Below are 25,037 nucleotides of genomic sequence, written 5' to 3'. Positions count from 1 at the left end.
AAAGAGACCCGCCTGAACATGGTTTTTTGACAAGTCCCTACCCTACTGGGCCCGTTTGCGGAATCGCAAGCGAACCACGTGAGCCAGTTCGCTAGGTCCTATTAATGAGATAAATAAATGGCAATTTGGACGCCCCTGGTTTACTGGAGCGTTTCCCACCATCGTTCAAATGCTTGCGGACGGCCGTCGAGATAGAGCGCACGACCGATGATAGGGGTCCAGAGTGCATAATCACGGCCTTCACTTGCAGCCGTTACGCGCTTGAACGGATCATCCCAGTCGTGAGGTGCAATGCTGAACCTGCCTACATGCCCCGGCGTGAACGCTTTGGCATCAAGATCATCAGCGGCTTGAGCGGCCTGTTCGGGATTCATATGGACGTTCGCCCATCGCAGGTCGTACTGCCCGGTATCCAATGCCACCCAGTCAAAGGGACCGTACCGCCGACCGACCTCTGAGAAGTGACTGTCGTACCCGGAGTCGCCACTAAAAAAGATTCGTCGCTGCGGTGACACCAGCGCGTAACCAACCCACAGTGTTTTATCCCGGGTAAACGTACGTCCGGAAAAGTGTCTGGCAGGGGTCGCGTAAAGGGTCAGGTTCCGATCGATGGAGACCGACTCATACCAGTCGGCCTCACTTACCTTCGCTTTCGCATATCCCCAGGCTTCAAAGTGCGCCCCTACGCCCAGCCCCGCCACGACATGGTCGACTTTGGACCTGAGCGCCGTGATGGTCGGGTAGTCCAGGTGATCGTAGTGATCATGGGTAATCAATAGGACATCGATCTGGGGCACATCGTCTGCCGAGTAGACGCTGGTGCCTTCAAAAGCCTCGTTCGCCAAGGGAATCGGTGCCGCATTAGTGCTAAAGACCGGATCGATCAGGATCCTTCTGCCCGCGAGCTGGACAAAGTACGACGAATGCCCGAGCCAAACTACGAGGTCTTGATTGATATCCAGTGTCTTGAGATCTGTTTTCACCGAAGGCAACACGCTGCTGGGGCGCGGTTTGCCCTTCTCGCCGAAAAAACTATCCATCCAGATGGAAAGCTCTGAACTGCCGGCCGTGTGCAGCGGCGTGGCTACTTGGTTCCGGAACGCCCCGTCGGTGTAATGGGGCGAGTGCTCGATACGGGCAAGGCGCTCGCCTTCGGGCAATTTTCCAAACAAAGGCGATTGAAGAAAAACATACACACCGATGACAAACATGGCGATGAGAGCCGTAAATACCAAAAGTACCCGGCGTGCACGTATTTTCATGGGTGTCCTATTCATTGAGAGACGCAATATTGATCCGTGGGGGAGCGTGTCAGAAATAATTTTCGGGCAAGCAAACACGGTATCAGGTAACGACTCTCAAACAGGTCGCCCAGGGCAATTGGTGCTATGCATGTAGCTGATCAATCAACCGGCGGGGAGGTTCTTTGCTGACGGGAGCGCCGCACCGACCATCGGCGCGGCTTTTCGGATTTAGTTGTCGTATAGACCGGCAGCTCTCGCCCGTTGCACCGCCATGTCAACCACCAGATCAAGAGCAGGGGTCTCGACGCCTGCCAGCCGTGCGAGCTCCAGCGGGGCCCTGAGTATCGTGTCGACTTCCATCGAGCGACCCAATTCAAGGTCTTGCAGGATGCTCTGCTTATGCGTTGAAACGGCCAATCGACGCAGCCCCTCCTCGACATCTCCCGGATCGCAACCCAGCTTGCGGGCGATCGCGGCGGCCTCGTGAGCCATCGCTTGGGCAGTCTTGATTATCGCCGGGCTTGCCAGGGCCTGCTTCATCGTCGATCCCGTCAAAATGGCCAGCGACCCACCCGTCAAGTTGATGACCAACTTGGTCCAGATAGCGTCCCGGATCCTGTCAGTGACTTCAATTTCCAGCCCCCCCGCAACCAAACACGCTGCTAAAGCAACCAGGCGCTCATCCGACTTTCCGTCTGGACGCCCGAGAATCAGGCGGTTACGTGGATTTTCAGCTTTGATCACGCCGGGCGCAATCACCGTGCACGCTGTATAAGCCACTGCGCCCGCTGTGCGCTCCGGACCAATTGCGTTTGACAAGAGTGACTCTGGATCTATTCGTGGAAGCGATGCGCCTTCGAGCATGCCGGCCTGGCCTTGCAGGTACCACCACGGAATACCGTTCAAGGCGAACAAAACTAGCGTATCGCCACCCAGCAAAGGCTTGATTCCCGCCGCGATCCCTTGCAGTGCCGGAGCCTTGACCGACACGATAACAACGTCCTGCTGCCCTAGCGATGCAGGATCATCGGTGGCGACTGGCCGACTCTCGAAAACGCCGTCTTTTGTTTCCACCCGCAATCCATTTGCGCGGATGGCCGCCAAATGCTCACCGCGGGCGACCAGGGAAACCTCAGCCCCACCCTCAGCAAGTCTCGCTGCAATATGCCCGCCGACAGCGCCGGCTCCGTAAACGCAAACTTTCATTCTTCAGCTCCGCTGAACGCACTCCGGTGGGCGACTAAAGGCAATCGCAACGACCCCTGAGTCACCCTACCCTCGTGCAGTACCAATAGTAGTTGAGGCTTGGTTGCAGATCGGCCGGGTTACACAAACTGTTGGCGTTTCTGGATCGCTGCCGCAAGAAGAAATGAGATGTCGTTGCCGGTTGAAACATACCGTGCGCCCAGCGCCACAAGCTCTTTGATCAAGTCAGGCCGGCTGCCCAACCCTCCTACACCGAGAACCTTATTGTTCGCCAGACAGGCATTCAACACGCGCCTGTAGGCGTTACGCACCAGTTCATGGTCCATCTCGCCAGACACACCGAGGGCGCTGCTGAGATCGTTGGCCCCCACCAGCAGGATGTCGACGCCTTCTACTGCTGCGATTTCCTCAACCGCTTCAAGACCTTCCAACGATTCGATCATGGCAATAATCATCGTCGCGTCGTCGAGTTGCTGCGTAGCGTCTACTGCGGGCAGGGATCGATAGTGAAATTGCGGCGGCGCGCCGGCCACCGACCGTTCGCCCAGCGGGGCATGCTTGGCCGCTCGTACGATAGCCCTGGCATCTTCCGCCGACTGCACACTTGGAACAATGATGCCCAAGGCGCCGGAGTCAAGCACGCGCGCGATGAAGTGCGGGTCTGTGTTGGGCACGCGCACGAATGGAGTTACGTCCAGACCGAGACACGCCATGCATACTTGCCCAGCAGCTTCCAGGGAATAGCTGCTGTGTTCCATGTCGATGTAGATCGAATCGAAACCTGCCGTATAGGCAATGCTGGCGATGTCAAAGGTTCTGACGAGCCGAGATGTCATCGAATACACCGTCTCGCCCCTGGCGAGCTTTTCTTTGACCCCGTTTCTGAGTGACGCATTCGAAGCATTCATGTTTTTGTTCTCTGAAAAGATTCATAGGCAAGCACTGCACTATTGCCAGGCTGTGCACTGTAGTGCCGTGGCCCTGGATGGAGCATGGGTATCAGGCCTTCAATGACGGTAGCGTCGCGGCCTCTTCTTCAAATCCATAGACCGACTTGATTTCCAGGTACTCTTCCAACCCAAATACCCCCATCGAGCGACCGATTCCGGATTGCTTGTAACCCCCCATTGGGGTCAAAGAGTTAGTCGCCGCGCCATTGAAACAAACACGCCCGGCCCGCAGGCCGCTGGCAAACTCATAGGCTTTGCGCCGGTCCCCGCCAAATACATAGCCACCCAATCCATAAGGCGAGTCATTGGCGATTTCTAGTGCCTGCGCCTCGGAGGAATAGGGCACCACCACCAGGACCGGTCCGAAAATCTCTTCGCGGCAAATACTCATGTCCGGCCTCACGTCGACAAACACGGTAGGGCGAGTGAAGAAGCCACGCTCAAAGCCTTCGGGGCGTCCCGGACCGCCAGCGATCAACCGTGCACCTTCATCGATTCCCGCCTGGATGTGACGCTGAATGCTATTGAATTGAGCCTGGCTGACAATCGGGCCCATCGTTGTGGAAGGATCACGCGGATCCCCTAGACGGAACTGGTTTGCTTCGTCAGCCAGAAACGGAATGATCTGCTCCACTTGGCTTTCATGCACCAGCATGCGGCTCGGTGCGTGGCACGATTGCCCCGTATTGAAGAAGCAGCGCTGCACGTTCCAACGTGCGGCCTTTTCCAGATCAGCGTCTCGAAGCACAATATTGGCTGACTTCCCGCCCAGCTCCAGACACACGCGCTTGATGGTGCGTGCCGCTGCTTCGCCTACCTGGGCACCTGCACCAGTCGATCCGGTAAAGGAAATCATGTCGACATCGGGATGCCTCGACATCGCCTCGCCGATCACACGGCCCGAGCCATTGAGCATGTTGAAAACGCCCTTGGGTACGCCCGCGCTATCCAGCACCTCTGCCAGCAGAATTGCGCTGACAGGTGAGTTGATGCTGGACTTGGACACAACCGTGCAACCTGCGGCCAACGCATAGATCAACTTGATGACGGTTGTCTGGACTGGCCAGTTCCACGGTGAGATCAGCGCACACACGCCCAGGGGTTCGCGACGGACGATCGTGTTGCCTATCCGAGCTTCGAACTCGTAGGTTTTAAGCAGGTCCCGAGCCACCTTCATATGTTCGATTGGCCCCATGACCTGAGCCCGGGCACTACGAGGAATGCCTACCTCCTGCGCAATGGCCTGGACGAAATCATCGACGCGCAGCTCGTAGGCTTCGATGATGCGGGTGATAAGGTCGTAACGCTCATCAAGGGAAGACTGCGAGTAGCTTTTGAATGCCCGTCGAGCCGCGGCAACCGCGGAATCCACTTCTTCAACGGTCGCCATGGCGACTGTCGCAAACACCTCTTCAGTGGTCGGGTCAATCAACTCCTGCCGATGGGGCGTTGCGGACTCTACCCATTCACCGTCGATATAGAACTTGGCGTAATCCTTCATCTTGCGGGTGCCTCCAACTGTTATGCGGCGAGCGTCTGGAATCAGCTGCTGTGGGTGTAGCCGCCATCACAGGCGATGGTCTGGCCGGTGATGAACGACGCCGCCGGGGTGGCCAGGAACAACATGATTCCGACAAGGTCGGTGGGCAGCATTCCACGGGGAATGCACTGCAACGCTGCCGCGCGCTGACGCAGCTCAACTGTCGGATTGGCGACCCGCTCCACTTCCGTGGCAACGCTACCGGGACGAATGCAGTTCACAGTGATGCCGTGTGGTCCGAGTTCTCGAGCAAGCGAGTTGGTCATGCCGATCAGCGCCGATTTCGACGTGACGTAGTGCAGGTAATTCATCGTGCCGCGGGGCACGGCGTCTGAGGAAATATTGATGATTCGGCCGAATTTCGCGTCACGCATGGCCTGAGCAACGGCACATACGCACAGATAGGTCCCAGTGATATTGACGTGCAGGACCTTCTGCCATTGCTGATAGGGGATCTGATCGAACGCGCATTTTTCCAAGGCTGCGAAAATGGATGCGTTATTGATCAAGACGTCGATACGCCCATGAACCTTCAGGACCTGCGCGACCATGGCGTCAACCGAGGCCTTGTCACCCACGTCGACTTGCACGGCCATCGCCTGACCGCCCGCAACCTCAATTTCTTGCACGACCGAAGCCGCCTTGTCGAGATTCAGATCAGCGATAACCGGAAAGGCACCTGCCGCCGCGTACTGCCGGGCAAGTTCTCGGCCAATGCCCTGGCCCGCACCGGTGATGATCACAACCAGTTCCTTGACGCTGAAATCACGGGCCTGCAGCGGAACGCCGGAGTCGGCGGGGGCGTGGGTAATGGATGATTCGCTCATATCTATTCCTGGATTGAATTTTTTGTGAGGCCTTAGGGACCTTATTTTTAAGTTGCTGTGAGTCACGCTTGGCCCTGGCAGAACACAAACATCCTCTTCGCCCTCAACCGCTGATCAAGGTGCGTGACCGGCAACTGCCCGCCCTGCCCCATAAGCCCCGGTCATCGACGACTGACGCAAAACGATGAAACCATCAACTTGCGAATAGAATTATGTCGAATTGTGGGATTTGTCAAGACAATCGACATCCATGGATTACGACTAAAAACGCTTCAATAACGCCCCTCCTCTCGCTCATATCCTTTTCTTAAACTCATCTCCACCGTGAAACGCCAACGAAAAAGCCGACAACGTCAGCGCGGCATACCGCTCAATTCAAAATTTGACCATATCTCACAGTGCGGGATATATTTAATTGGTGGTCACAAATCGATCTTGGGATTCCCTGCACTACACGGGCGCCGAAAAACATCCCGCTGACAGGATTGAATAATCCAGCCACGACCAACATTCAGTTAAACGAGGAATGAAAAATGCGAGTAGGCAAGGCTGCAGACACGAACAGTGAAATGGTTGGAACCATGCGTGAAGGCAAGCTCGCGCAAAAGCATCTGCTGTTTGGCGAAGACGGTTCACCCAACAACTACGACTTGAACATGGGTCGGGCTGGCTCCGGGGGCTGGAGAACGCCGCGTCATCGCCATAATTTCGATCAGATCCGCTACGTCATCAAAGGCGTCCTGCCTTACGGCGAGAACCAGTTTCTTAAACAAGGCTGGGTGGGTTACTTCCCGGAAAGCGTTCCCTACGGCCCCCAAGATCGTTCCGAGGGGCTTGAGACGCTGGTGTTGCAACTCGGCGGCGCCAGCGGCTTCGGCTACCTGAGCGTCGCCCAGCGTGAAGCGACAAATGCGATCCTCAACGAGAAAGGCGAGTTCAGGAAAGGCCTTTACTACTGGAAGGATGAGAACGGCAACGAGCAGAGCATGGACGGCTCCGATGCCTGCTTCGAACATGCGACCGGGCGCAAATTGCAGTTCGCCGAGCCTCGCTATACCGATGTGATCGCAATGAACCCCGATGCCTTTGACTGGCTGCCAGAAGGTTCGGAAGGTGTCTCGGTCAAGTGGCTCGGCACCTTTACCGAACGGAACATGCGCATCGGTTTTGTTCGACTAGACGCAAACGCTGTGTTCGGGGCCGGCCAGCACCCTTCCCTCCAGGTTCTTTACCTCACAAAAGGCCGACTCGCCGTTGGCAATGATGAATATGGCCCTGAGACCGGCTTCGAATTGCTGGCAAACGAAGGTCCCGTCGCCATGCGCGCGCTCGAGCCAACCGAGCTGCTTTGTGTGGTCTTCCCGCAATTCTAAAGACGTTAGCCGCGCCGTTTCGATAGCGCCCCGTGCTGTGAGCACATCGTAAACAGCGCCGCGGTCGGGTAGGACTGCAAATAATTATTCAAGGGATACTCCAATGTCTAATGCAAATAATAAGATCACCCTCAACGACCCTGAGCTGCTGAGAAACCAAAACTACATCAACGGTCAGTGGGTGTCCGCCGATAGCGGTGCCGTGATTGAGGTACGCAACCCTTCGACAGGTGAGCTCGTAGGCACTGTCCCATCCATGGGCGCGGAAGAAACCCGCCGGGCAATCGAGGCCGCCGGAGCAGCGCTCCCGGCCTGGCGCGCCATGACTGCCAAGGCTCGTGGCGCAATCATTCGTCGAATCGGCGAATTGATGCTGATCCACAAAGACGACCTGGCTACCATCATGACGGCCGAGCAAGGCAAACCCTGGGCGGAAGCCAAGGGAGAGATCGAATATTCGGCTGGTTTCCTGGAGTGGTTTGCCGAGCAAGGGCGCCGCGTGTATGGCGAAACCATGCCTGGGCACGTGCCGGGCCGGCGTGTCTTGATCACCAAAGAGCCGATCGGGGTTTTCGCTGCCATCACACCGTGGAATTTCCCGTCAGCGATGATCACCCGTAAAGCTGGCCCCGGCTGGTCGGCAGGCTGCACCGGTATTATTCGCCCCGCCTCGCAGACGCCTTTTTCTGCCCTTGCCATTGCAGTGCTCGCCGAGCGCGCCGGCATGCCCAAAGGCGTTTGTAATGTCATCACCGGCCCTTCAGGTGCAACCGGTGGCGAACTGACCGGCAACCCGATCGTACGCAAGCTGTCCTTTACCGGGTCGACCGAAGTAGGCCGTGTGCTGCTGGAGCAATGCGCCAAGACCATCAAGAAAACGTCCATGGAACTGGGCGGCAATGCGCCCTTCATCGTTTTCGATGACGCAAACTTGGATGAGGCAGTTAAAGGTGTCATGGCGTCCAAGTTCCGTAACACCGGGCAAACCTGTGTGTGTGCGAACCGCATTCTGGTTCAGGATGGCGTTTACGATGCTTTCACCGAAAAATTGAAAGTCGCCGTGGAAGCCTTGTTCGTGGCGGACGGCATGGAAGAGGGAGCCACCCAAGGACCGCTGATCAACCAGGCATCCGTGCTTAAGGTCGAACAGCACATCAACGATGCCTTGGCCAAAGGGGCATCGGTCATCACCGGCGGTGCCAGACACGCAAGGGGCGGCAATTTCTTCCAACCTACCGTGCTGGCCAATGTTCCGAAAGACGCGTTGATTTTCCGCGATGAGACCTTTGGTCCGGTCGCCCCGCTATTCCGATTCTCGACTGAGAAAGAAGCCATCGACCTCGCCAACGACACCCCGTTTGGCCTGGCGAGCTACTTTTACGCCCGGGACCTGGGCCGCGTTTTCCGTGTGGCGGAAGCCTTGGAGTACGGCATCGTCGGTATCAACGAAGGCTTGATCTCCACCCCCGAAGTACCTTTTGGTGGTGTCAAGGAAAGCGGCCTGGGTCGGGAAGGCGGCCATAACGGTATCGAGGAATACCTCGAAATTAAATACATGGCGCTGGGCGGCCTGTAAGCCAACAGGCCTCGCCATTCTCTAAAAGCGCGGGCGCGTTATGCGCCCGAAGCCCTACGACGGCTATTTTGCTGACCACATATCAACCCTGCCAATTCGTGATGCGCGAAGGCTCATGTTCGCCTCGTAAACGCGTCACCTCAATCGCCAGACACCTCCTACCCCCAGCTCGTCGTTGCCTTTGAGCTGCTCCTCCAAAAACTCACAGAAACCTTGTGCTGCCGGAGACATCGCACGTGTGCTTGAATGGTAAATACATACCTGTCTGGTGACTTCTGGCTGAACAACTGGCCGCATCGTCAAACCGAGCAGTCGGGCCAGTAATCCCACGTATGCTGGGCCCAGTGTGGCTGCCATGCCCTGTGCTGCAATCCCCAACGCCGTACTGACGTTCTCGACAATGTCTACGGGCATGATTCGTCCCTGCTCGAACTCTCCCCCGTGAGTGAGCGCGACGGTGCGCTCATAGTCGCGACCCGCGACAACAAGTGGTTGGTGCCTTAACTGGCTCCACGGAATGCTTTGATATCCGGCGAGCGGATGGCTTGCCGAGCACCACAGCACCCAGGGACTCTTGAAAAGATCCTTGCGCACGATGTCATCCCCCACCGGCTGATCTGCGCCAATAGCAAAGTCGGCGTCTGCATTGCTCACCCTATCCACCAGGCCATCCACGGGTGCGTCGCGTATCCGGATTACAAGCTTGGGCCGCGTTCGGGTGTACTCCTTGATCAGCGCCGGAAGCACCGAACTGGCCATGATCAGTGGAGCCGCAATCCGAACGACCCCCGACGCTCTATTGCAGATGTCGTCAGCGGAGTTCTGTGCCAATTGCATGTGTTTGAGAACGCTCGTCGCCGAAGGGAGAAACTCCCTTCCGGCCGGGGAAAGGACGACGCTGCGCGTCGTTCGATCGAACAAACGAAGCTCCACCGCCAACTCCAGGTCCCCTACCAACTGGCTGACCGCAGAACTTGAAAGACTCAACTGCTCGCCAGCCTTGCGAAAACTTCTTGCCTGCGCCACTGCAACGAACGCAGCCAGCTGACGCGGGGTGAAACGTGGATGCGGCATCGGACGGCCCTTTGATTATCCAGTTTTGCTTAATGATAGTCCGCAATTCATCGCTTGTTGATTGTAAGTCTCACCGGCAGATTGAAGGCGCTCACTAAGCCCACGGACGGGCTGGACAGGTGCTCAAGGAAGGTCCCAATAACAATTTCTCCGAGTGAAAGCGCCACTATGTCAACGATCGATTTAAGCCATGAAATTGCGCGTCATGTCGCTAATACCCGCTATGAGAATCTCCCTGGCGAAGCTATTGAGGCGGCGAAAAAATCCATTCTGGACACCTTGGGCGTCATTCTTGCCGGCAGCGGTATGGAGCCTGCAGTCCAAGGAGTAGCCGATATCGTGCTAAACGGCGGCGGACGTCCGGATTGCTCCGTCCTGGGATTCAACAGCAAAGTTCCTGCCCCCATGGCCGCCTTCGCCAACGGGGTAATGGCCCACTGCTTGGATTATGACAACCAGACCCCATGGGGTGCGCACCCTGACAGTTCCGTGGTACCTGCCGTGCTCGCCATCGCACAGCACAAGGGCGGTGTCAGCGGCAAGGATCTAATCACTGCTGTAGCCCTGGGCGAGGACCTTTTCGTCCGCCTGCGATGCAATGTGCGTTGGAAGCAGGATTGGAATCTCTCCTCAGTCCTCGGGGTGTATTGCGCTGCCGCGGCTGCGGGTCACATCCTGGGGCTGAACGCGCAACAGCTTGCTCATGCCCTCGGCATTGCGAGCATGCAGTCAGCCGGGACAATGGAAGTCATCTTCGGTATCGGCAGCGACCTGAGAGGAATGTACGCCGGTTTCACCGCCCAAGGCGCCGTGCTTGCAGCGTTGATGGCGCAGCGAGGGATTACCGGAATCAACGATCTGTTCGAAGGCAAGGCCGGTATTTTCAACGTCTACTTTGGCGGTGAATACGATCGCGCCAAAATGGTTGAAGGTCTGGGCAAGACTTATCTTGGCGCATCGATGATCTACAAAGCCTGGCCTGCGGTCGGCAACGTGCATACCTATATTCACGCAGCGATTGAAATGATGCGTGAACATTCTCTCAAGGCCAGCGAGATCGAGCAGATCTACGCCTACGTCGGCGACTTCCATATGCGCATGTGCACTCCCCTCGACGTGCGTCGCGCCCCGAAAACCCTCGTGGATGCCAAATTCAGTCTTCCTTACTGCGTTGCCTTGGCCCTGGCACGCGGAGAAATTCGCATCAGCGATTTCAGTTCCGCCGCACTGGTCGATTCTGAGGTGCTTGCGCTGGCACAAAAAGTCGTTCCGATTGAAGACAGCGATCTGGACTGGAAAGTAACGATTCCCGATGGCCGCCTGGAAATCCTCATGCGTGATGGCCGGCGGCTTCAGCGCAAGGGCGACAACGTCCCGGGCAGCCCGGAAACGCCGTTGTCCTGGGATCGACTGATTTCAAAATTCCGGGACTGCGCGTCGGTCGCTGCACATCCTTTGGCACCGGATGCCATCGATGCTGCCGTGCAGATGGCGCGAAATCTGGAATCCCTAGACGACTGCGCGAAATTGCTGCACGCCCTGACTTGACCGCAAGGACTCCTCTCAGGCGGCCGGGTATGTTCGGCTGCTTTTTTCCACGACGTTGAAACTTACCGAAGTCATCCAACAATAAGAGGTGCATTCATGAAACGGTTCGAAGGCAGAGCAGTTCTGATAACGGGCGCAGCCAGCGGGATTGGCGCGGCTTGCGTGCAACGCTTGTACGACGAAGGTGCAAGCGTTGCAATTGCGGACATTGATCAGGCTCGAATCAACGATATAGCGGCTGGGTTCGATGAACCCGAGCGGGTTTACGCAGCAGCACTCGATGTATCTGATCCCGAGCAGGCGAAAACATTTGTCGCTGAGGCGCAAAACAAGTTGGGCAACCTGCATGGGCTGATCAACTGTGCCGGCATCAAAGGCGTCGGCAACGTTCTTGACTGCGATCTGGAAAACTGGAAGAGAGTGATGGCGGTGAATCTGGATGGCACGTTCTTGATGTGCCAAGCCTTCGCACGCGCCGTCCGAGACGACAAAAGCTCGCGGGCGATCGTCAACATTTCCTCGGGTGCTGGCATCCTCGGCGTTCCGAATCGTTTGCCCTATGTCGCGTCGAAGTTTGGCGTTTCCGGCATCACCCGCACCATGGGCGCGGAACTCGGAAGTTTCGGAATCCGCGTCAATGCCATTGCGCCCGGGATGATCCGCACTCCGTTTACCGCCTATATGTTCGAAGACCCCGAGAAGACCAAACGCATTCGGGCAGCGCACGCGATCGGTCGCGAAGGCGAACCAGAAGAGATCGCAGCAGTCGCCGCGTTCCTGCTGACCGATGACGCAAGCTTCATGACTGGAGCGGTGATCAGCGTCGACGGAGGCCAGACCGCCTGCATCCCGCCGGTGTAACGCGGGGCTAGAACCGGCACCTCCCGACGGCGTTTATTTAACCGAAACGCAGGGAGAGTGCCGTCAGCCCGGCGAACAACACGCATGTGAATCGCGGCCCCAAAAAAGCTTTAACAGGCCTCGCAATACCAGGCGCTGCGCAGAACAACGCTGAATAATAATAATAAGGGAGAACAACATGACAACCGCCGATGACACCGCGGCAAAAAAGGCATTTCGGCGACTGATGCCGTTGATGATTGTCTGCTATTTCGTCGCTTATCTGGATCGCGCAAACGTAGGATTCGCCGCACTTCACATGAGCAAGGACATCGGCCTCACCGCTGCCGCGTTTGGGCTGGGTGCCGGGCTGTTTTTCCTGACTTATTTTTTATTCGAGATTCCCTCCAATCTGATGCTGGCCCGCTATGGCGCACGACGTTGGATCGCGAGAATATTATTTACCTGGGGCCTGATGTCCGGGGCCATGGCCTTCGTTACCACGGATACGGAGTTCTATGCTCTGCGCCTGTTATTAGGCGCAGCAGAAGCAGGTTTTTTCCCAGGAATCACTTACTTCGTGACGCTCTGGTTCCCCTCCCGTTATCGCGCCCGGGTTATGGGAACGTTTCTGTGCGCTGCTCCAATATCGCTGTCACTCGGGGGGCCGGTCTCCGGTGTGCTTCTGGAGCTCGACGGAACCCTCGCCATTCCTGGCTGGCGCTGGATGTTCTTTCTCGAGGCGCTGCCAGCGATTGTTCTTTCGTTCGTCGTTCTTCGGTATTTGACCGATCGCCCCCACGATGCAACCTGGCTATCCCCACAAGAGAAACAAGCGTTGGCTGCACGTCTGGCCGAGGATGCCGACGCCTGCCCTCCTTTGCCGCACGACAGCCTGTTTCGTGCATTGACCAGCGCACGGGTTCTGCTGCTGGGGCTGGCCAACTTCGCGATCGTCGTAGGCGCCTATGGCGTAAGCTTTTTCCTTCCCAGGATCATCAAGGAATTTGGCCTTGGCGATCTGCAGACCGGATTAATTTCTGCAGTGCCTTATGCTCTGGCCGCAATGGCCATGATCTGGTGGGGAAAACGATCCGATGCCAGGCTGGAACGCCGTTTTCATACCGCCGCCCCGATAGTACTCGCAACGCTGGGTTTAACAGCGGCGGCCTTGCTGAGCGATCCACTTGCCCGGATGGCGGCTTTTTCCTGCGCAGCGATAGGCTGTTGGGCTTCGATCTCGCCATTCTGGTCGTTGTGCTTCAGTCAGATCCCCACGAAATTCGCTGCCGGCGCGATCGCAGCCATTAATGCGATAGCCAACTTGGGAGGCTTCACGGGTCCCGCCATCATGGGTTTCTTCCGCGACCGCACCGGTGATTTCACCGTGGGCCTGCTGATCCTGGCGGGCATCAATTTGTGTGCCGCGGCAATCGTGCTGTTTATCAACCGAACGCGCACGAATCATGTCCCGGCCGTACAGCCTGAAACATCACTCAGTTAGGAGATTTCCGTGAAAACTTACGCGCATTGGATTGACGGCAGTTATCGAAATCCGACCTGCATGCAATGGATGGACAGTGTCGATCCTTATCGCGGCGAGCCGTGGGCAAAAATCCCCCTGGGTTCTGCTGCCGACGCGGATGCTGCGGTCGCATGTGCCAAACGCGCCATGACAGTGGGCCCATGGGCACGCATGAGCGCAACCGAGCGTGGCAAGATCATGCGGCGGATTGGCGACCTTACGCTAGAACACATTGACCTGCTCGCGGAGCTCGAAGTGCGTGACAACGGCAAACTGTTCGCCGAGACGCGCGGGGCGATAAAAAGCGTCGCGGATATCTGGAACTACTACGCGGGGCTCGCCGACAAAATTCAGGGCTCCGTGATGCCGATCGAGAAGACGGGAATAGTCGCAATGACCACCCGGGAACCGGTTGGGGTGGTACTTGCGTTGACCGCTTGGAACGCCCCCTTGAACTTCATGGCACTCAAATGTGCCCCCGCGTTGGCAGCCGGTTGCGCTGCAGTCGTAAAACCTTCCGAATACTCCTCGATCAGCTCCCTCGAATTTGCCCAACTGACCAGGCAAGCCGGATTGCCGGATGGCGTCCTCAATGTGGTAACCGGACTTGGTTCGGATATCGGCGCGCCCCTCGTCGAACACCCGGACGTTGCGATGGTCACCTTCACCGGCTCTGATCTGACCGGGACAAAGGTATACGAAACTGCTGCTCGCCATATGAAACGAGTCGCCATGGAGCTGGGCGGTAAATCGCCTAATATTGTCTTCGAAGACGCTGACCTGGAGCTGGCCGTTGCCGGGGCGGTTTCCGGTATCTTCGGTGGCGGAGGTCAAATGTGCACGGCAGGTTCACGCCTATTGGTGCAGAGTTCGATTCTTGAAACCTTCACGGAGCGGTTGCTCGAAAGCGCTCGGTCCGTGAGGCTCGGTAACCCCATGGATCCAGCCACCCAAATGGGTCCAATGTCCACCGCACCACAATACCGAAAAGTACTGGAATACATCGAGATCGCCCAGGGCGAAGGGGCGCATTGCATTCTGGGTGGCAAGCCCGCAACCGGACCCGGCCTAACGGGCGGCCAATTTGTCGAGCCCACAATATTTGTCGGTGTTTCAAACGGTATGCGTATCGCCCAGGAAGAAGTATTCGGTCCAGTCTTGTCCGTCATTGCCTTCAAAGACGAAGCCGAAGCTGTTTCGATCGCGAACGACATCCCTTACGGATTGGCTGCAGGCGTTTGGACGCGCGACACTGGACGATTGTTCAGGATGTCCAAAGCACTGGAGGTTGGAACCGTCTGGGGTAACACGTACCGCACTTACAGCTACATGATGCCGTTTGGAGGAATGAAGCGTTCAGGCATCGGTCGCGAAATGGGGATCGAAGCCGTCGACGAGTTCCTGGAGACGAAAAGCCTCATGATCTCGATTGCAGACGCGCGTCCGGGTAACAACTTCATCCCACGCTGAGGCATCGCCAAGTTGCTGTTTACCCACTCATTGGGACGCTAGTCAAACTGGAAGCGGGCACTCAACAAAGCCGCTTCCAGCCCATGCCCTCCCTCGTTACTGATGGGAAAACAGTGGAAGTGCCTGCGCAAACCCTCGCGCCCGGAAAATCATCGACCCTTGTCCCCGATCACCATCGTTCGCCACAAGATACACTTCCCGGGTGCCTGGCTTGAGAGCCATGCTGGTAGAAAACAGGAAATGCCCCGTTTCCCTACCCGGTAGCAGAATCTGTCCGATTGGTAGACCGTTGGGATTAAGCACCAGTACGCGCCCTTGACTGTATTGCGCGACATAGACGTTGCCGTCTGCATCCACCCGCATCGAGTCAGGCGACGGCCCATGGAAGCGGTAAACCACCACCGCCCCGAACGGCGCAATTGACTGTGCGTCCTTTAGCTCGACGCGGTGCAGCAACCCCGTACCAAACTCTGTGACCCACAATCTCTTCCCATCCGGAGAGAGAGCTATGCCGTTGGCGTTCGCCATATTAGGCAGGATTGGCACAATGCTCTTGTGATCGGCTGGCACGTAATATACGCCGCCAGTAGGCTCCGTGGAGGTGCCCTTAAGGTCGGTAAAGTAGAAACCGCCGTGAGCATCGAATACCAGATCATCGACCAGGAAACCATTATTCGTGTCGATAATCACCTCAGGTTTTTTACCGTTGGCATCGTAGACCGTAAGATTGCCTGTATCGACGTAATTCCCCAGCCCGGCGACAAACAAGCGCCCGTCCTTGTGTATGGCGAGGCCTGCAGAACCACGCGCGTTTTTCGCCACCACCACCTGAAGCTGGCCTTGAGTGTCGACCTTCAGTACCTGTCCGCCTAATACTTCCACAAATAACAGATTGCCTTGCCGGTCAAAGGCGGGTCCTTCAAGTTGCCATGCCTCGTCCGTCACCTTGAACCAAGGCTGCGCGGTGACTGTAAGCAGATCTTTTTCTGCTGCGGCTGTCGCGTAGAGCTGTTGGCCCTGGGTCGGGTAGTTCAACGTGGGCAGGGTGTTCGAATTATTTGCCAGTGACAATCTGGAACTCAGCGCTATGGCGAGGGCTACTAAGGTCGCTTTCTGCATGGAACAACACCTCTGTACTTATTTTTGGAGTGGAGTGCTAGGGCCTGCGTGCTTTGGATATGAGTGAATAAAACACAGGGACGTAGGCGTTTTGACATACACCACCGCCCCAAGTACTTCCCGTTCGTTCAGCTTGCCAAATCCCGCCCGCGGGTTTCTTTAACCAGGAACCGAACAGCCAACACCGCGATAAGCGCCAGCGCCATAAAGTAAAAAATAAAGGCATTGGGCGAGATATATGCGGTCAACCACGACTTCATGTAGGGCGCGGTTCCGCCGAATATGACGGCCGAAACAGACGACGGAATGCTGATCACCTGTGCCCGGACCCGGTTGGGGACCAGTTCGCTCATGAAGGCGACCTCAGTGGAGGCCACCGCCGCGAAAAAGAACAAGCCGATCGCCATGGGTAGCAGAATCTGCAGAAAGCTTGGCCCCAGTAAAAAATGTTGCAGCGGGTAAACGAGCAGGAAAATGGCCCCGAATCCAACTGTGTAGTTGAAGCGCCGCCCGCGACGGTCAGAGATATAAGCCCAGACGGGCAACATGAACAGGTACATGACCTGCGCGACGAGGACCGCCCAATAGGCATCCTTTGGCTTGGCCCCAAGCATGGTGATGGCGTAATCACCAAAGGTTACGAGCATGGTGTACGAAGCAACATAATTGGCCGGCCAGATCAGAAACAGGATCAGCACTGTCTTTCTGTATCGCCAGACGTTTCGCCAGTAGCCGTTATCCTCGAGGTTCGCCTGGTGCTTGGCATCTTCGTAGGTGGAAGATTCGTCCATTCCGTGGCGCAGGAATACCGTTAACAGCCCATACAGAACGCCAATCGCGAAGGGAATTCGCCAGCCCCACCCTTGCATGTCTTCTGCGCTGAGAACAGAGCTGAGGATCGCGCCGAACAGCGTTCCCTGGATAATGCCAAGAATCAATCCGATGGGATAAGCACAACTCTGCAGCGTTCGCCATTTAGGATCGGCCATTTCGCCCACATAGACGAACGCCGAGATACTCTCCATCCCATGGGCAAGCCCCTGCATCAGCCGAGCCGCCACAAGCACAAAAGCCGCGGCGGCCCCGATGGAACTGTAGGTCGGGGCGCAGGCGATGACCAAGCTGCCCAGGGTGGCAAGCATCAAGGCGCACAGCATGATCGGCTTGCGTCCGAAGCGGTCCGCCAGTCTGCCGGCCAGCATCGCTCCAACCGGCCGAGCAAGAAAGCCGATGGCGAAAATTCCGAGCACATTGAGCGACGCGGCAAGCGCGCTGTCCTGAGGAAAAAACAACCTGGAAAAATAGGGTGCGAATGTCGCGTAGACGACGAAATCGTAATACTCGAACGAAACCCCCAGCACGCCTCGAATCAGCGATTTTCGACGAGCCTTTTCAGACGACAAGGTTGCGTCCGACGTGCGAATCGGATGTTGTTCTCCAATAGGTTTGGCGTAACGCGGAGATGAGTCGGCCGTCTGGCCAAAGGAGTCTGTACCTGCCATTTTTATTGTCCTTGTGATGACCGTAAGACGGCCGCCTTCCATCGCGAAAGACGGCAGCCAGGGATACTTCACTCACTGATGATCGATCCAGCTGACGGGCACGTTGCCAGCCGGCACCCGCGTGCCCTGATGTCGCTGCCTCTCAATGAAAAGAACGGCCACCGTCAACGGCCAGCGCCGTACCGGTGACGTAGGAAGACTCCATAGAGGTCAAGAAGAGGATGGCCGCCGCGATCTCCGACGGATCAGCCAAACGCTTGAGTGCGTAATTGCTGACGTTGGCCCGGTAGCCGTCCGCCATCGGCGTGTCCACCATGCCTGGGCAGACACTGTTGACCCGCACCCGTGGCGCCAACTCCGCTGCCATGCATCGTGTCAGGTTGATCACTCCACCTTTGGATGCCGCATAGGCGGTAAGGCCCGGCGCATTGGGCAGCAGGCCCGCCGCTGAGGCAATGTTCACGATCGTTGCAAAGGGCTCATCCGTCATCCATCGCAGGCAGTTGCGCGAAACGATGTAGGTGCCCACCAGGTTGATCTCGATCTGTTGACGAAACTCATCGGCAGGTACCTCAAGGATGGAGCCCTTGCCCATGATCCCGGCGGCGTTGACCACGCCGTCGATACCGCCCATGTCCCGCGCCGCTTGCTCAGTGACTTGCGCTACAGCCTTCTCGTCGCTGATATCGACTGCGAAGCAATGGCCCCTGCCCTTGAACGCCGCGTTCAATGCCTCGCCATTCCTGTCAAGCAACGCGACGCTGGCCCCTTCCGCTAGAAAGCGCTCTGCTGTCGCTCGTCCAATACCCGATGCAGCGCCAGTGATTACGATTCGCCGTCCATCCAGACGGGCGAGGCTGGATTGATGAGAAGCCTTATCGGTCATTTTCTTGTTTTCCCTTTTTTGTTCTGTAAGGACAAACAGTCATGAGCGCTGATGTCGTCACTCGCTCATGCTGCTATCAGCCGGCTCAACGCGGAATGAAGTTGTTTCGCGGGCGTGCATCTGCGATGGAAATCATCAGGCTTTTGGTTTCGAGGAACTCATCCACCGCCTCGATGCCCATCTCCCGTCCTATGCCGGACTTTTTCATGCCGCCGAAGGGCATCGTGTAGCTGTAGGTACGGTACGTGTTGCCCCAGACCGTTCCGACCTCCAGCGCCTTGGCCATGCGAAACACCCGGCCAATGTCACGGGTCCACACCCCGGCTGCCAGCCCATAGGCGATGTCATTGGCGATGGAGACAGCTTCAGCCTCTTCCTCAAAGCCGATGACGGACAGCACCGGGCCAAATACCTCTTCTTGGGCAATGCGCATCGAATTGGATACGTGGGTAAAAATCGTCGGTTCGATGAACTGACCGCCGCGAATGCCCGGCCCACTGGCAGGCTGGCCGCCGAATGCGCAGCGCGCACCTTCTGCCTTGGCTATCTCGATGTAATCGAGCACTTTCTGATATTGCGGAGTGGTGGACATGGGTCCCATCTGGGTGGCCGGCTCCATCGGATTGCCCAATTTTACCGAACGCGCCCCGGCAATTAACTGCTCGGTAAAAGCCTCCAAGATAGAATTTTGAACCAATAGCCGGGAGCCGGCCGTGCACATCTGGCCGCCGCCGCCGAAGATACCGGAGACAGCTCCGGCCACAGCTAGCTCCAGGTCCGCATCGGCGAAAACGATATTGGGTGATTTGCCGCCCAGCTCCAGCGCGACTCGTTTCATATGGCGAGCCGCGGTTTCGTAAACTTTGGCGCCCGTTGCGTCAGATCCGGTAAAGGTGACCATCGCAACGTCGGGGTGCTCAACGAGCGGAGCGCCAATGCCAAGGCCCAAGCCTGTGACCACATTCAGGACGCCGTCCGGCAGACCGGCTTCCTTGGTCAGCGCTGCGAACTCCAGCGAACTGACCGAAGAAAACTCCGAGGGTTTAACCACCACTGCGCAACCTGCGGCTAATGCGGGGGCACACTTGAGCGCCAAAAAATTCAAAGGCGCATTCCAAGCAGTCAACGCAAGCACCACCCCAACCGGTTCCCGGGTAGTCATCGCGACGATGCCTTCTTTCTCGATCGGCATCACGGAACCCTGGATCTTGTCGGCAAGGCCCGCGTAGTAATACCAAATCTCCGCCACGTTGCTGATAGCGCCGCGCATTTCCGCCAGCAACTTGCCGTTGTCGCGCACCTCAAGTTCGGCCAGACGATCAGCATTCTCCAAGGTCAGGTCACCGATACGCCGCATGATTTTTCCACGCTGGGTTGCGCTCATGCTTGCCCAGGGCCCGGACGTCATCGCGCGTTTAGCCGCAGACACCGCCGCGTCGGCATCAACTGCCACTCCCAGGGGGATTCTTGCCCATGCCTCCCCCAGATAAGGGTCCTGGGTGTCCATCCATTCGCGCCCCGCCGGCTCTTGGTAAGCTCCATCAATCCAATGTGCGTAGGTCTTCAACTGCCATTCTCCTTTCTGCTGGTTTGCGCACTTGCAAAGGTGCGCCGAATTGCCGCACAGCAAAATTAAACTATCTCGCATAGTGGGATAAATCAACAGGAAATCTATATCCGTCTTTATTGCCCTTGAGTTCAATATCGTAGGATCAGACAGGAACGAACCTGTCCAACCACGTTGAAGACAGGTGCAAGGACGCGATGACACCCCGAAGATTCGGTGGGCCGGAGGGCGGGAAAGGCGATCAGTAGGAGGGATGTAAACCGACAGACGGCGGATTACGAGCAAAACTCTTTGAGTGATAACGGCCCATCCAGGCGGCCAGAATCAGGCGCCTGGATTCACGCAGGAAGGATGACCTTGGCCGGCTGGAGAGACAATTCACTCCGGGTGGGAACCGCTAGATATTTACTTCTGCCTGGGCAAGGCGATTGGAGATCTCTCGCGCCGCGCGCTTGACAGATACCACCGCACGCTTGACGTCGACATCGCGCCGCTCCTTTTCATCCCAAGCAACGCCAATACTGCCTAAGACGATGTTGCTCTCATTGATAATAGGTGCCGCTACACCATAGACGCCGGGATTGAATTCGCCCTTGGTGATGAGATAGCCGTCTTTTTTGATTTTGCTGAGCGTGCTCCGGAACTCCTCCCATGTGTCGCCTAGGCCCGCTCGCTGTATATCGGGTTGCGCACGGCTATAAAGGCTTTTTAGCCGATGATGAGGGAAATAAGCCAGGATGACCTTGGACACGGCACCTTGAAACAGCGGCCTGCGCTGTCCACGTCGAAATCGATTTTCGGGGCTCAGAGGTGCACGATGCTCCCGAATACATAGCACCGAGTCCCTAAACGCCGTACACAAGAGCGCCGAGTGACCGATCGTATCGACCAGTTCCTCCAGCACCCCCTTACTGGCCTGCAGCAGCGGATCGGTATTACGGATTTGTAAGTCCAGCTCGATAATGCGCGAACCCAATACGTAGTTGCCATTTCCAACGGTACTTAGCAAACCTGCAGAGTGCAGCGCCTTGATGTAGCGATACCCTGTAGACCGAGAGGTTTCGAGTGCTTCGATGATGGCAGTGGTCGATAACACAGCCTGATTGGAACTGAACAGATCGAGGATGCTGAGCATCTTTGTAAGACTGCTCGCGCCGTCGCGAGCATGCTCTTCTCTCTCGTCTTCAATGGCCGGGTTTTCCCCATGAAGCGCTTCTATGTCCATTACCCACTCTATCCTACGTTAAAGGGTCCCTCGGAATACCTCAGGCCCCCGTGAAAAACCATGATTGCGTTGCGCGCAATTCGGAGTGCGCTGGCTTTTAATCATAGTCTCAAATTGTAGGATCGAGCAATAAACAGACAAGAAACAAAAACGTTAATCCCACAATATGAATAAAATTTGGGTTTTATAAGAAAAGCCCGAAGTGACAATTCAACGTCATCGGGCTTGTCCTTAACGGCTCGTTTGACCTGTTGCCTATTTGTGGAAGGACAAAGGATGAAAGAAGTTTTCTTCGATCAAGCCTTCTGTTTTTCGCAGAAACTCTTTCACATGCGGTGCGTGCACATGAGCCTCGAAATCCTCGTAGGTTTCCCATTCCTCGATGAACACGAAGCGTCTCGGCTCAGTGCGATCACAGTACATTTCATACTGGATCATGCCCTTTTCCTGATGAACAGGCTCGATCAACGCTTCAAGCGCCGCCTTTACCGCATCCAGATGTTCAGGCTTGGCCAGCGTTACAGCTACGCAGTGCACTCTTTCCATCGTACGGACCTCATTTTTGTGGTTCTTCAAAATAGGCTGCGCAGGTATCAACCCGTCATTGCAACGTGCGCATCAACTCGGCAACATCCTCGACGTCTTCCAGTAACTGCACCAGCTGCAGGACTTCTGCAATCCTGTTAGAGCTCAACGGACTCACCGCCACCGCTGCGCATTCGGCGAATTTCGAACAGAGATCGGCCCAGGTCATTGGGTTGTCCGCATTACCGGGAATATGGGTACCGGACCTTTCCCAGCGACGACCGTCCGCTGCTACCACTTCGACACGCCCTAGTGGCAGTTCCAGCTTCCAGTCCAGTGACGCATCGGCGACCAAGGAAATTTTGTTGGCGGTGGCCAGGACCTTCGTATCACGCAGGCCCGACTCGGTGAAATCCAGCACACTCATGCCACGACGCACAGCTGCAACCGCGACGAGAAAAGGTAGGCTGAACTTCGCATCCGCCAACGTCGCCGGCGCCTTGCGTACGTTCAGCGGCTCGCACATGAGCGCGTGATAGTCGCCCACGAACAACCGGATTTCGGCGATATCGTCCGGCGCAAGATCGTTGTCCGAAACAATGTCGATAATTGCTTTCATATGACTGTGCGCGGTACCCACCGAGGGCCAGCGCTTGTACAAGGTGACGCTACCCTTGTAGTCGACACCGATATCCTCAAGGATTTTGTCGCGATCGTAACGGCCGTCGAAATAGGTGTTGAAAAACCCGTACCCGCCTTCAAAAAGACAATCGATACCAGGCACGCCTTTTTCCGCCATGAGCGCTGCCAGCACTGCGCCTTTGGCCGAAAAGCCGGCATATAAGCCGCGCAGGTCGCTCCCCGTACCACACACCATCTCCATGATGCCCGAACACTGCATACTGGCGATGCCCAGGGCGTTGGCGGTCTGCTTCGCATTGAAGCCCATGACGCGCCCGGCAGCCGCGGTGGCAGCAAACACCCCCATAACAGTGGACAGGTTCCAGTCTTTCTTCCAACCGACATTGCACCGCAGTCGCGCGAAGATGTCCTGCCCGGCAGCCACGGCGGCAATCATGTCCTTGCCAGTCACGCCCCCCTTACGTTCGGCCAAGGCAAACACCGCTGGAATGATCGAGCTCGCCGCGTGCTGCCCCCAAGGTGTTTGATCGTCGTAGTCCAGGCAGTGCGCCAGCGCCCCGTTGGCCAGGGCCGCCATCGTCGCTGGGACGCGCCCCCCAAAGCCCAGAATCGACGCCTGGGGGGTACCTGCAGACTCCTTGACTACCTCGATGACCCCCAATACCGCAGGCTCCATCCCGCTCGCGGCGAGCATTACCCCAAAGGTATCGAGAATGGTTTTCTTCGCGGCTTCGCGTGCGGCCTCAGGCAAGTCTTCGTAACGCAGCCCGGCCGCCAATGCAGAGAAGTGATGGACGATGTCGGCGCTTATGGCCACGTGTTTCGAATTGAATATCTGTTCTGACATGAAACGGTCTCCCGTCGATGCAACTAAAATCACGGCCCCGGAGGCTGATCACATTCCGGGGCCCCTTGCTTAGACGCGGACTGTCTTTTGCAGCACTGTCTTGCTGACCATGTAGGACTCGAGACTCCACGGCCCCCCTTCTCGACCGATCCCACTGTCCCTCATACCCCCGAACGGCGTATCGGGATCCGGCGCACCGAAATGGTTGATCGACAGAACCCCCAGGTCCAATTCGCGACTCAGCCGCTCGGCCTCCTCGAGAGTATTGGTGAAAGCGAACGCGGCTAAGCCCACGGAGAGGCTGTTGGAGATTTCGATCGCCTGATCAAGGGTCTTGAACGGGACGGCCACCGCCACCGGACCAAACGGCTCTTCGCGCATGATTTCGCAATCGAGTGGGGTATCGACCAGCAGCGTTGGCGCAAAAAAGTAGCCACGATCACCGACGCGATGACCACCCACGGCAGCCTTGCCACCGCGCTCGAGCGCGTCATCGACGAAATGCTGCATTGCCGCCAGCCGTCGCCCGCTGGTGACGGGGCCCATATCTGCCTTGAGATCTAGCCCATCAGCGACACGCACCTGCTGCGCCGCTGCAACGAACCCAGCGACAAATTCCTCGTAAAGACTTTCGTGAACCAGGAAACGTCCCGGCGCGGCGCACCACTGAGAATTGATACGGATCTTGCTTTTGAGCGCCATCTTGCCGATTTCGGTCGCATCAACCCCAGCACAGATAATCACCGGCGCATGACCACCAAGCTCCATCAGCACCGGTTTCATGGCGGCTCCCGCCAAGGCGCTGAGGCGTTTACCCACGCCGACCGAGCCAGTCAGTGTGACCATGCGAGTCACTGGAGAGTCAATCAGCGCCTGGGAAACCTCGGCGGGGTTACCGAACACCAGATTCAGCACCCCCTTGGGCAAGCCGGCCTGCTCGAAACATTGAACCATGGCGACAGCCGCCCCAGGCGTTTCTTCTGGTGCCTTCAGGATAATCGAGCAACCCGAACATAACGCGCCGCTGATTTTTCGACCTGGCGCGCTAAGGGGCACATTCCAAGGGGTGAAGGCAGCTACCGGCCCGATCGGTTGGCGTAGAATGAGCTTTTGCATCTGCGCTTCGCCCGGGACAATGGTTCCGTAAGCACGCAACGCCTGCGCCATGTCCCAATCAAAGAAGCTCGCCGAGCGTTCAACTTCGGCCCGAGCATCTGCGATCAACTTGCCATTCTCACGGGTAATGATCTGTGCGATTTCCTCGCCGCGCTCACGCACACCAGCGATGGCACGAGCAATAATAAGGTTGCGCTCCACCGGTGGCGTCGCTCGCCATACCTTGAATCCCCGCTCCGCAGCGACCAATACGCGCTTCAAATCTTCGGAGTTGGCGCCGGGTACCGTAGTGAGCACGGCTTCGGTGCTCGGATTGCGGACTTCGAAACATGATGGGCGATCAAAAATCCATTCACCATCGATGAACAAGCCAACGCGTGGATGCGTAGCGTCGGCGACGTGACTTTGAGTTTCTGTGGACATGAGGTTTTCCTC

The 25,037-nt window shown here is 57.0% G+C and carries 20 protein-coding genes; 6 read left to right on the top strand and 14 right to left on the bottom strand.

The window, feature by feature from the left end; translation table 11 throughout:
- Positions 1-140 precede the first annotated feature (140 nt).
- The 5 genes from AC4IHP_RS06330 to AC4IHP_RS06310 form a co-directional block, all read right to left on the bottom strand.
- On the bottom strand, positions 141-1,262 hold the full coding sequence (locus tag AC4IHP_RS06330; protein ID WP_490831212.1) for an MBL fold metallo-hydrolase: 1,122 nt from the start codon (positions 1,260-1,262) through the stop codon (positions 141-143).
- Positions 1,263-1,472: 210 nt separating this feature from the next.
- Positions 1,473-2,450 (bottom strand): ketopantoate reductase family protein, encoded by a 978-nt coding sequence (locus AC4IHP_RS06325; protein ID WP_490831211.1) that lies wholly within the window; start codon positions 2,448-2,450, stop codon positions 1,473-1,475.
- A gap of 119 nt (positions 2,451-2,569) precedes the next feature.
- Positions 2,570-3,358: an HpcH/HpaI aldolase family protein gene (locus AC4IHP_RS06320; RefSeq protein WP_490831210.1), complete on the bottom strand. Its 789-nt coding sequence runs from the start codon at positions 3,356-3,358 to the stop codon at positions 2,570-2,572.
- 91 nt (positions 3,359-3,449) lie between these two features.
- Positions 3,450-4,901: an aldehyde dehydrogenase family protein gene (locus AC4IHP_RS06315; protein WP_490831209.1), complete on the bottom strand. Its 1,452-nt coding sequence runs from the start codon at positions 4,899-4,901 to the stop codon at positions 3,450-3,452.
- A gap of 41 nt (positions 4,902-4,942) precedes the next feature.
- A complete protein-coding gene (locus AC4IHP_RS06310; protein WP_490831208.1) occupies positions 4,943-5,767 on the bottom strand; it encodes an SDR family NAD(P)-dependent oxidoreductase in 825 nt (274 codons plus the stop codon).
- Between the two features lie 581 nt (positions 5,768-6,348).
- Here AC4IHP_RS06310 and AC4IHP_RS06305 point away from each other — a divergent pair.
- Positions 6,349-7,140, top strand: a complete 792-nt coding sequence (locus tag AC4IHP_RS06305) for a hypothetical protein (protein WP_197679442.1) — start codon at positions 6,349-6,351, stop codon at positions 7,138-7,140.
- A 124-nt stretch (positions 7,141-7,264) separates the two neighbouring features.
- Positions 7,265-8,716, top strand: a complete 1,452-nt coding sequence (locus AC4IHP_RS06300) for an NAD-dependent succinate-semialdehyde dehydrogenase (RefSeq protein ID WP_235868230.1) — start codon at positions 7,265-7,267, stop codon at positions 8,714-8,716.
- Between the two features lie 135 nt (positions 8,717-8,851).
- On the opposite strand, the gene AC4IHP_RS06295 is transcribed toward AC4IHP_RS06300, so the two are convergent.
- The gene (locus tag AC4IHP_RS06295) at positions 8,852-9,790 is read right to left on the bottom strand and encodes a LysR family transcriptional regulator (RefSeq protein ID WP_490831207.1); all 939 of its coding nucleotides are present in this window, start codon (positions 9,788-9,790) and stop codon (positions 8,852-8,854) included.
- Between the two features lie 168 nt (positions 9,791-9,958).
- Between AC4IHP_RS06295 and AC4IHP_RS06290 the strand changes: the two genes are divergently transcribed.
- The 4 genes from AC4IHP_RS06290 (at position 9,959) to AC4IHP_RS06275 (ending at position 15,173) form a co-directional block, all read left to right on the top strand.
- Complete coding sequence (locus AC4IHP_RS06290; protein ID WP_490831206.1) at positions 9,959-11,338, top strand: MmgE/PrpD family protein; 1,380 nt, start codon at positions 9,959-9,961, stop codon at positions 11,336-11,338.
- A gap of 96 nt (positions 11,339-11,434) precedes the next feature.
- The gene (locus AC4IHP_RS06285; protein WP_490831205.1) at positions 11,435-12,199 is read left to right on the top strand and encodes an SDR family NAD(P)-dependent oxidoreductase; all 765 of its coding nucleotides are present in this window, start codon (positions 11,435-11,437) and stop codon (positions 12,197-12,199) included.
- Positions 12,200-12,377: 178 nt separating this feature from the next.
- Positions 12,378-13,682 carry an MFS transporter gene (locus AC4IHP_RS06280; protein WP_490831204.1) on the top strand — a complete coding sequence of 435 codons (1,305 nt, stop codon included), beginning with the start codon at positions 12,378-12,380 and terminating at the stop codon, positions 13,680-13,682.
- 9 nt (positions 13,683-13,691) lie between these two features.
- Positions 13,692-15,173 carry an aldehyde dehydrogenase gene (locus AC4IHP_RS06275; protein WP_490831203.1) on the top strand — a complete coding sequence of 494 codons (1,482 nt, stop codon included), beginning with the start codon at positions 13,692-13,694 and terminating at the stop codon, positions 15,171-15,173.
- Positions 15,174-15,269: 96 nt separating this feature from the next.
- On the opposite strand, the gene AC4IHP_RS06270 is transcribed toward AC4IHP_RS06275, so the two are convergent.
- The 8 genes from AC4IHP_RS06270 to AC4IHP_RS06235 all read right to left on the bottom strand — a co-directional run bounded on the left by AC4IHP_RS06270 (position 15,270) and on the right by AC4IHP_RS06235 (position 25,025).
- Positions 15,270-16,292 (bottom strand): SMP-30/gluconolactonase/LRE family protein, encoded by a 1,023-nt coding sequence (locus AC4IHP_RS06270; protein WP_490831202.1) that lies wholly within the window; start codon positions 16,290-16,292, stop codon positions 15,270-15,272.
- A 128-nt stretch (positions 16,293-16,420) separates the two neighbouring features.
- The gene (locus AC4IHP_RS06265) at positions 16,421-17,794 is read right to left on the bottom strand and encodes an MFS transporter (RefSeq protein ID WP_490831201.1); all 1,374 of its coding nucleotides are present in this window, start codon (positions 17,792-17,794) and stop codon (positions 16,421-16,423) included.
- A 142-nt stretch (positions 17,795-17,936) separates the two neighbouring features.
- Positions 17,937-18,680 (bottom strand): SDR family NAD(P)-dependent oxidoreductase, encoded by a 744-nt coding sequence (locus AC4IHP_RS06260; RefSeq protein ID WP_490831200.1) that lies wholly within the window; start codon positions 18,678-18,680, stop codon positions 17,937-17,939.
- Between the two features lie 85 nt (positions 18,681-18,765).
- A complete protein-coding gene (locus AC4IHP_RS06255; protein ID WP_490831199.1) occupies positions 18,766-20,247 on the bottom strand; it encodes an aldehyde dehydrogenase in 1,482 nt (493 codons plus the stop codon).
- A 397-nt stretch (positions 20,248-20,644) separates the two neighbouring features.
- A complete protein-coding gene (locus AC4IHP_RS06250; RefSeq protein WP_095973892.1) occupies positions 20,645-21,472 on the bottom strand; it encodes an IclR family transcriptional regulator in 828 nt (275 codons plus the stop codon).
- Positions 21,473-21,727: 255 nt separating this feature from the next.
- The gene (locus AC4IHP_RS06245; protein WP_048392967.1) at positions 21,728-22,018 is read right to left on the bottom strand and encodes a putative quinol monooxygenase; all 291 of its coding nucleotides are present in this window, start codon (positions 22,016-22,018) and stop codon (positions 21,728-21,730) included.
- A gap of 55 nt (positions 22,019-22,073) precedes the next feature.
- Entirely contained in the window at positions 22,074-23,486 is a 1,413-nt protein-coding gene (locus tag AC4IHP_RS06240) for an MmgE/PrpD family protein (protein WP_490831198.1), read from the bottom strand.
- Positions 23,487-23,555: 69 nt separating this feature from the next.
- Positions 23,556-25,025, bottom strand: a complete 1,470-nt coding sequence (locus tag AC4IHP_RS06235; protein WP_490831197.1) for an NAD-dependent succinate-semialdehyde dehydrogenase — start codon at positions 25,023-25,025, stop codon at positions 23,556-23,558.
- Positions 25,026-25,037: the final 12 nt, after the last annotated feature.

Source organism: Pseudomonas sp. UF-293, assembly GCF_058245595.1.
This window is presented reverse-complemented; position numbering and strand designations above follow the sequence as displayed.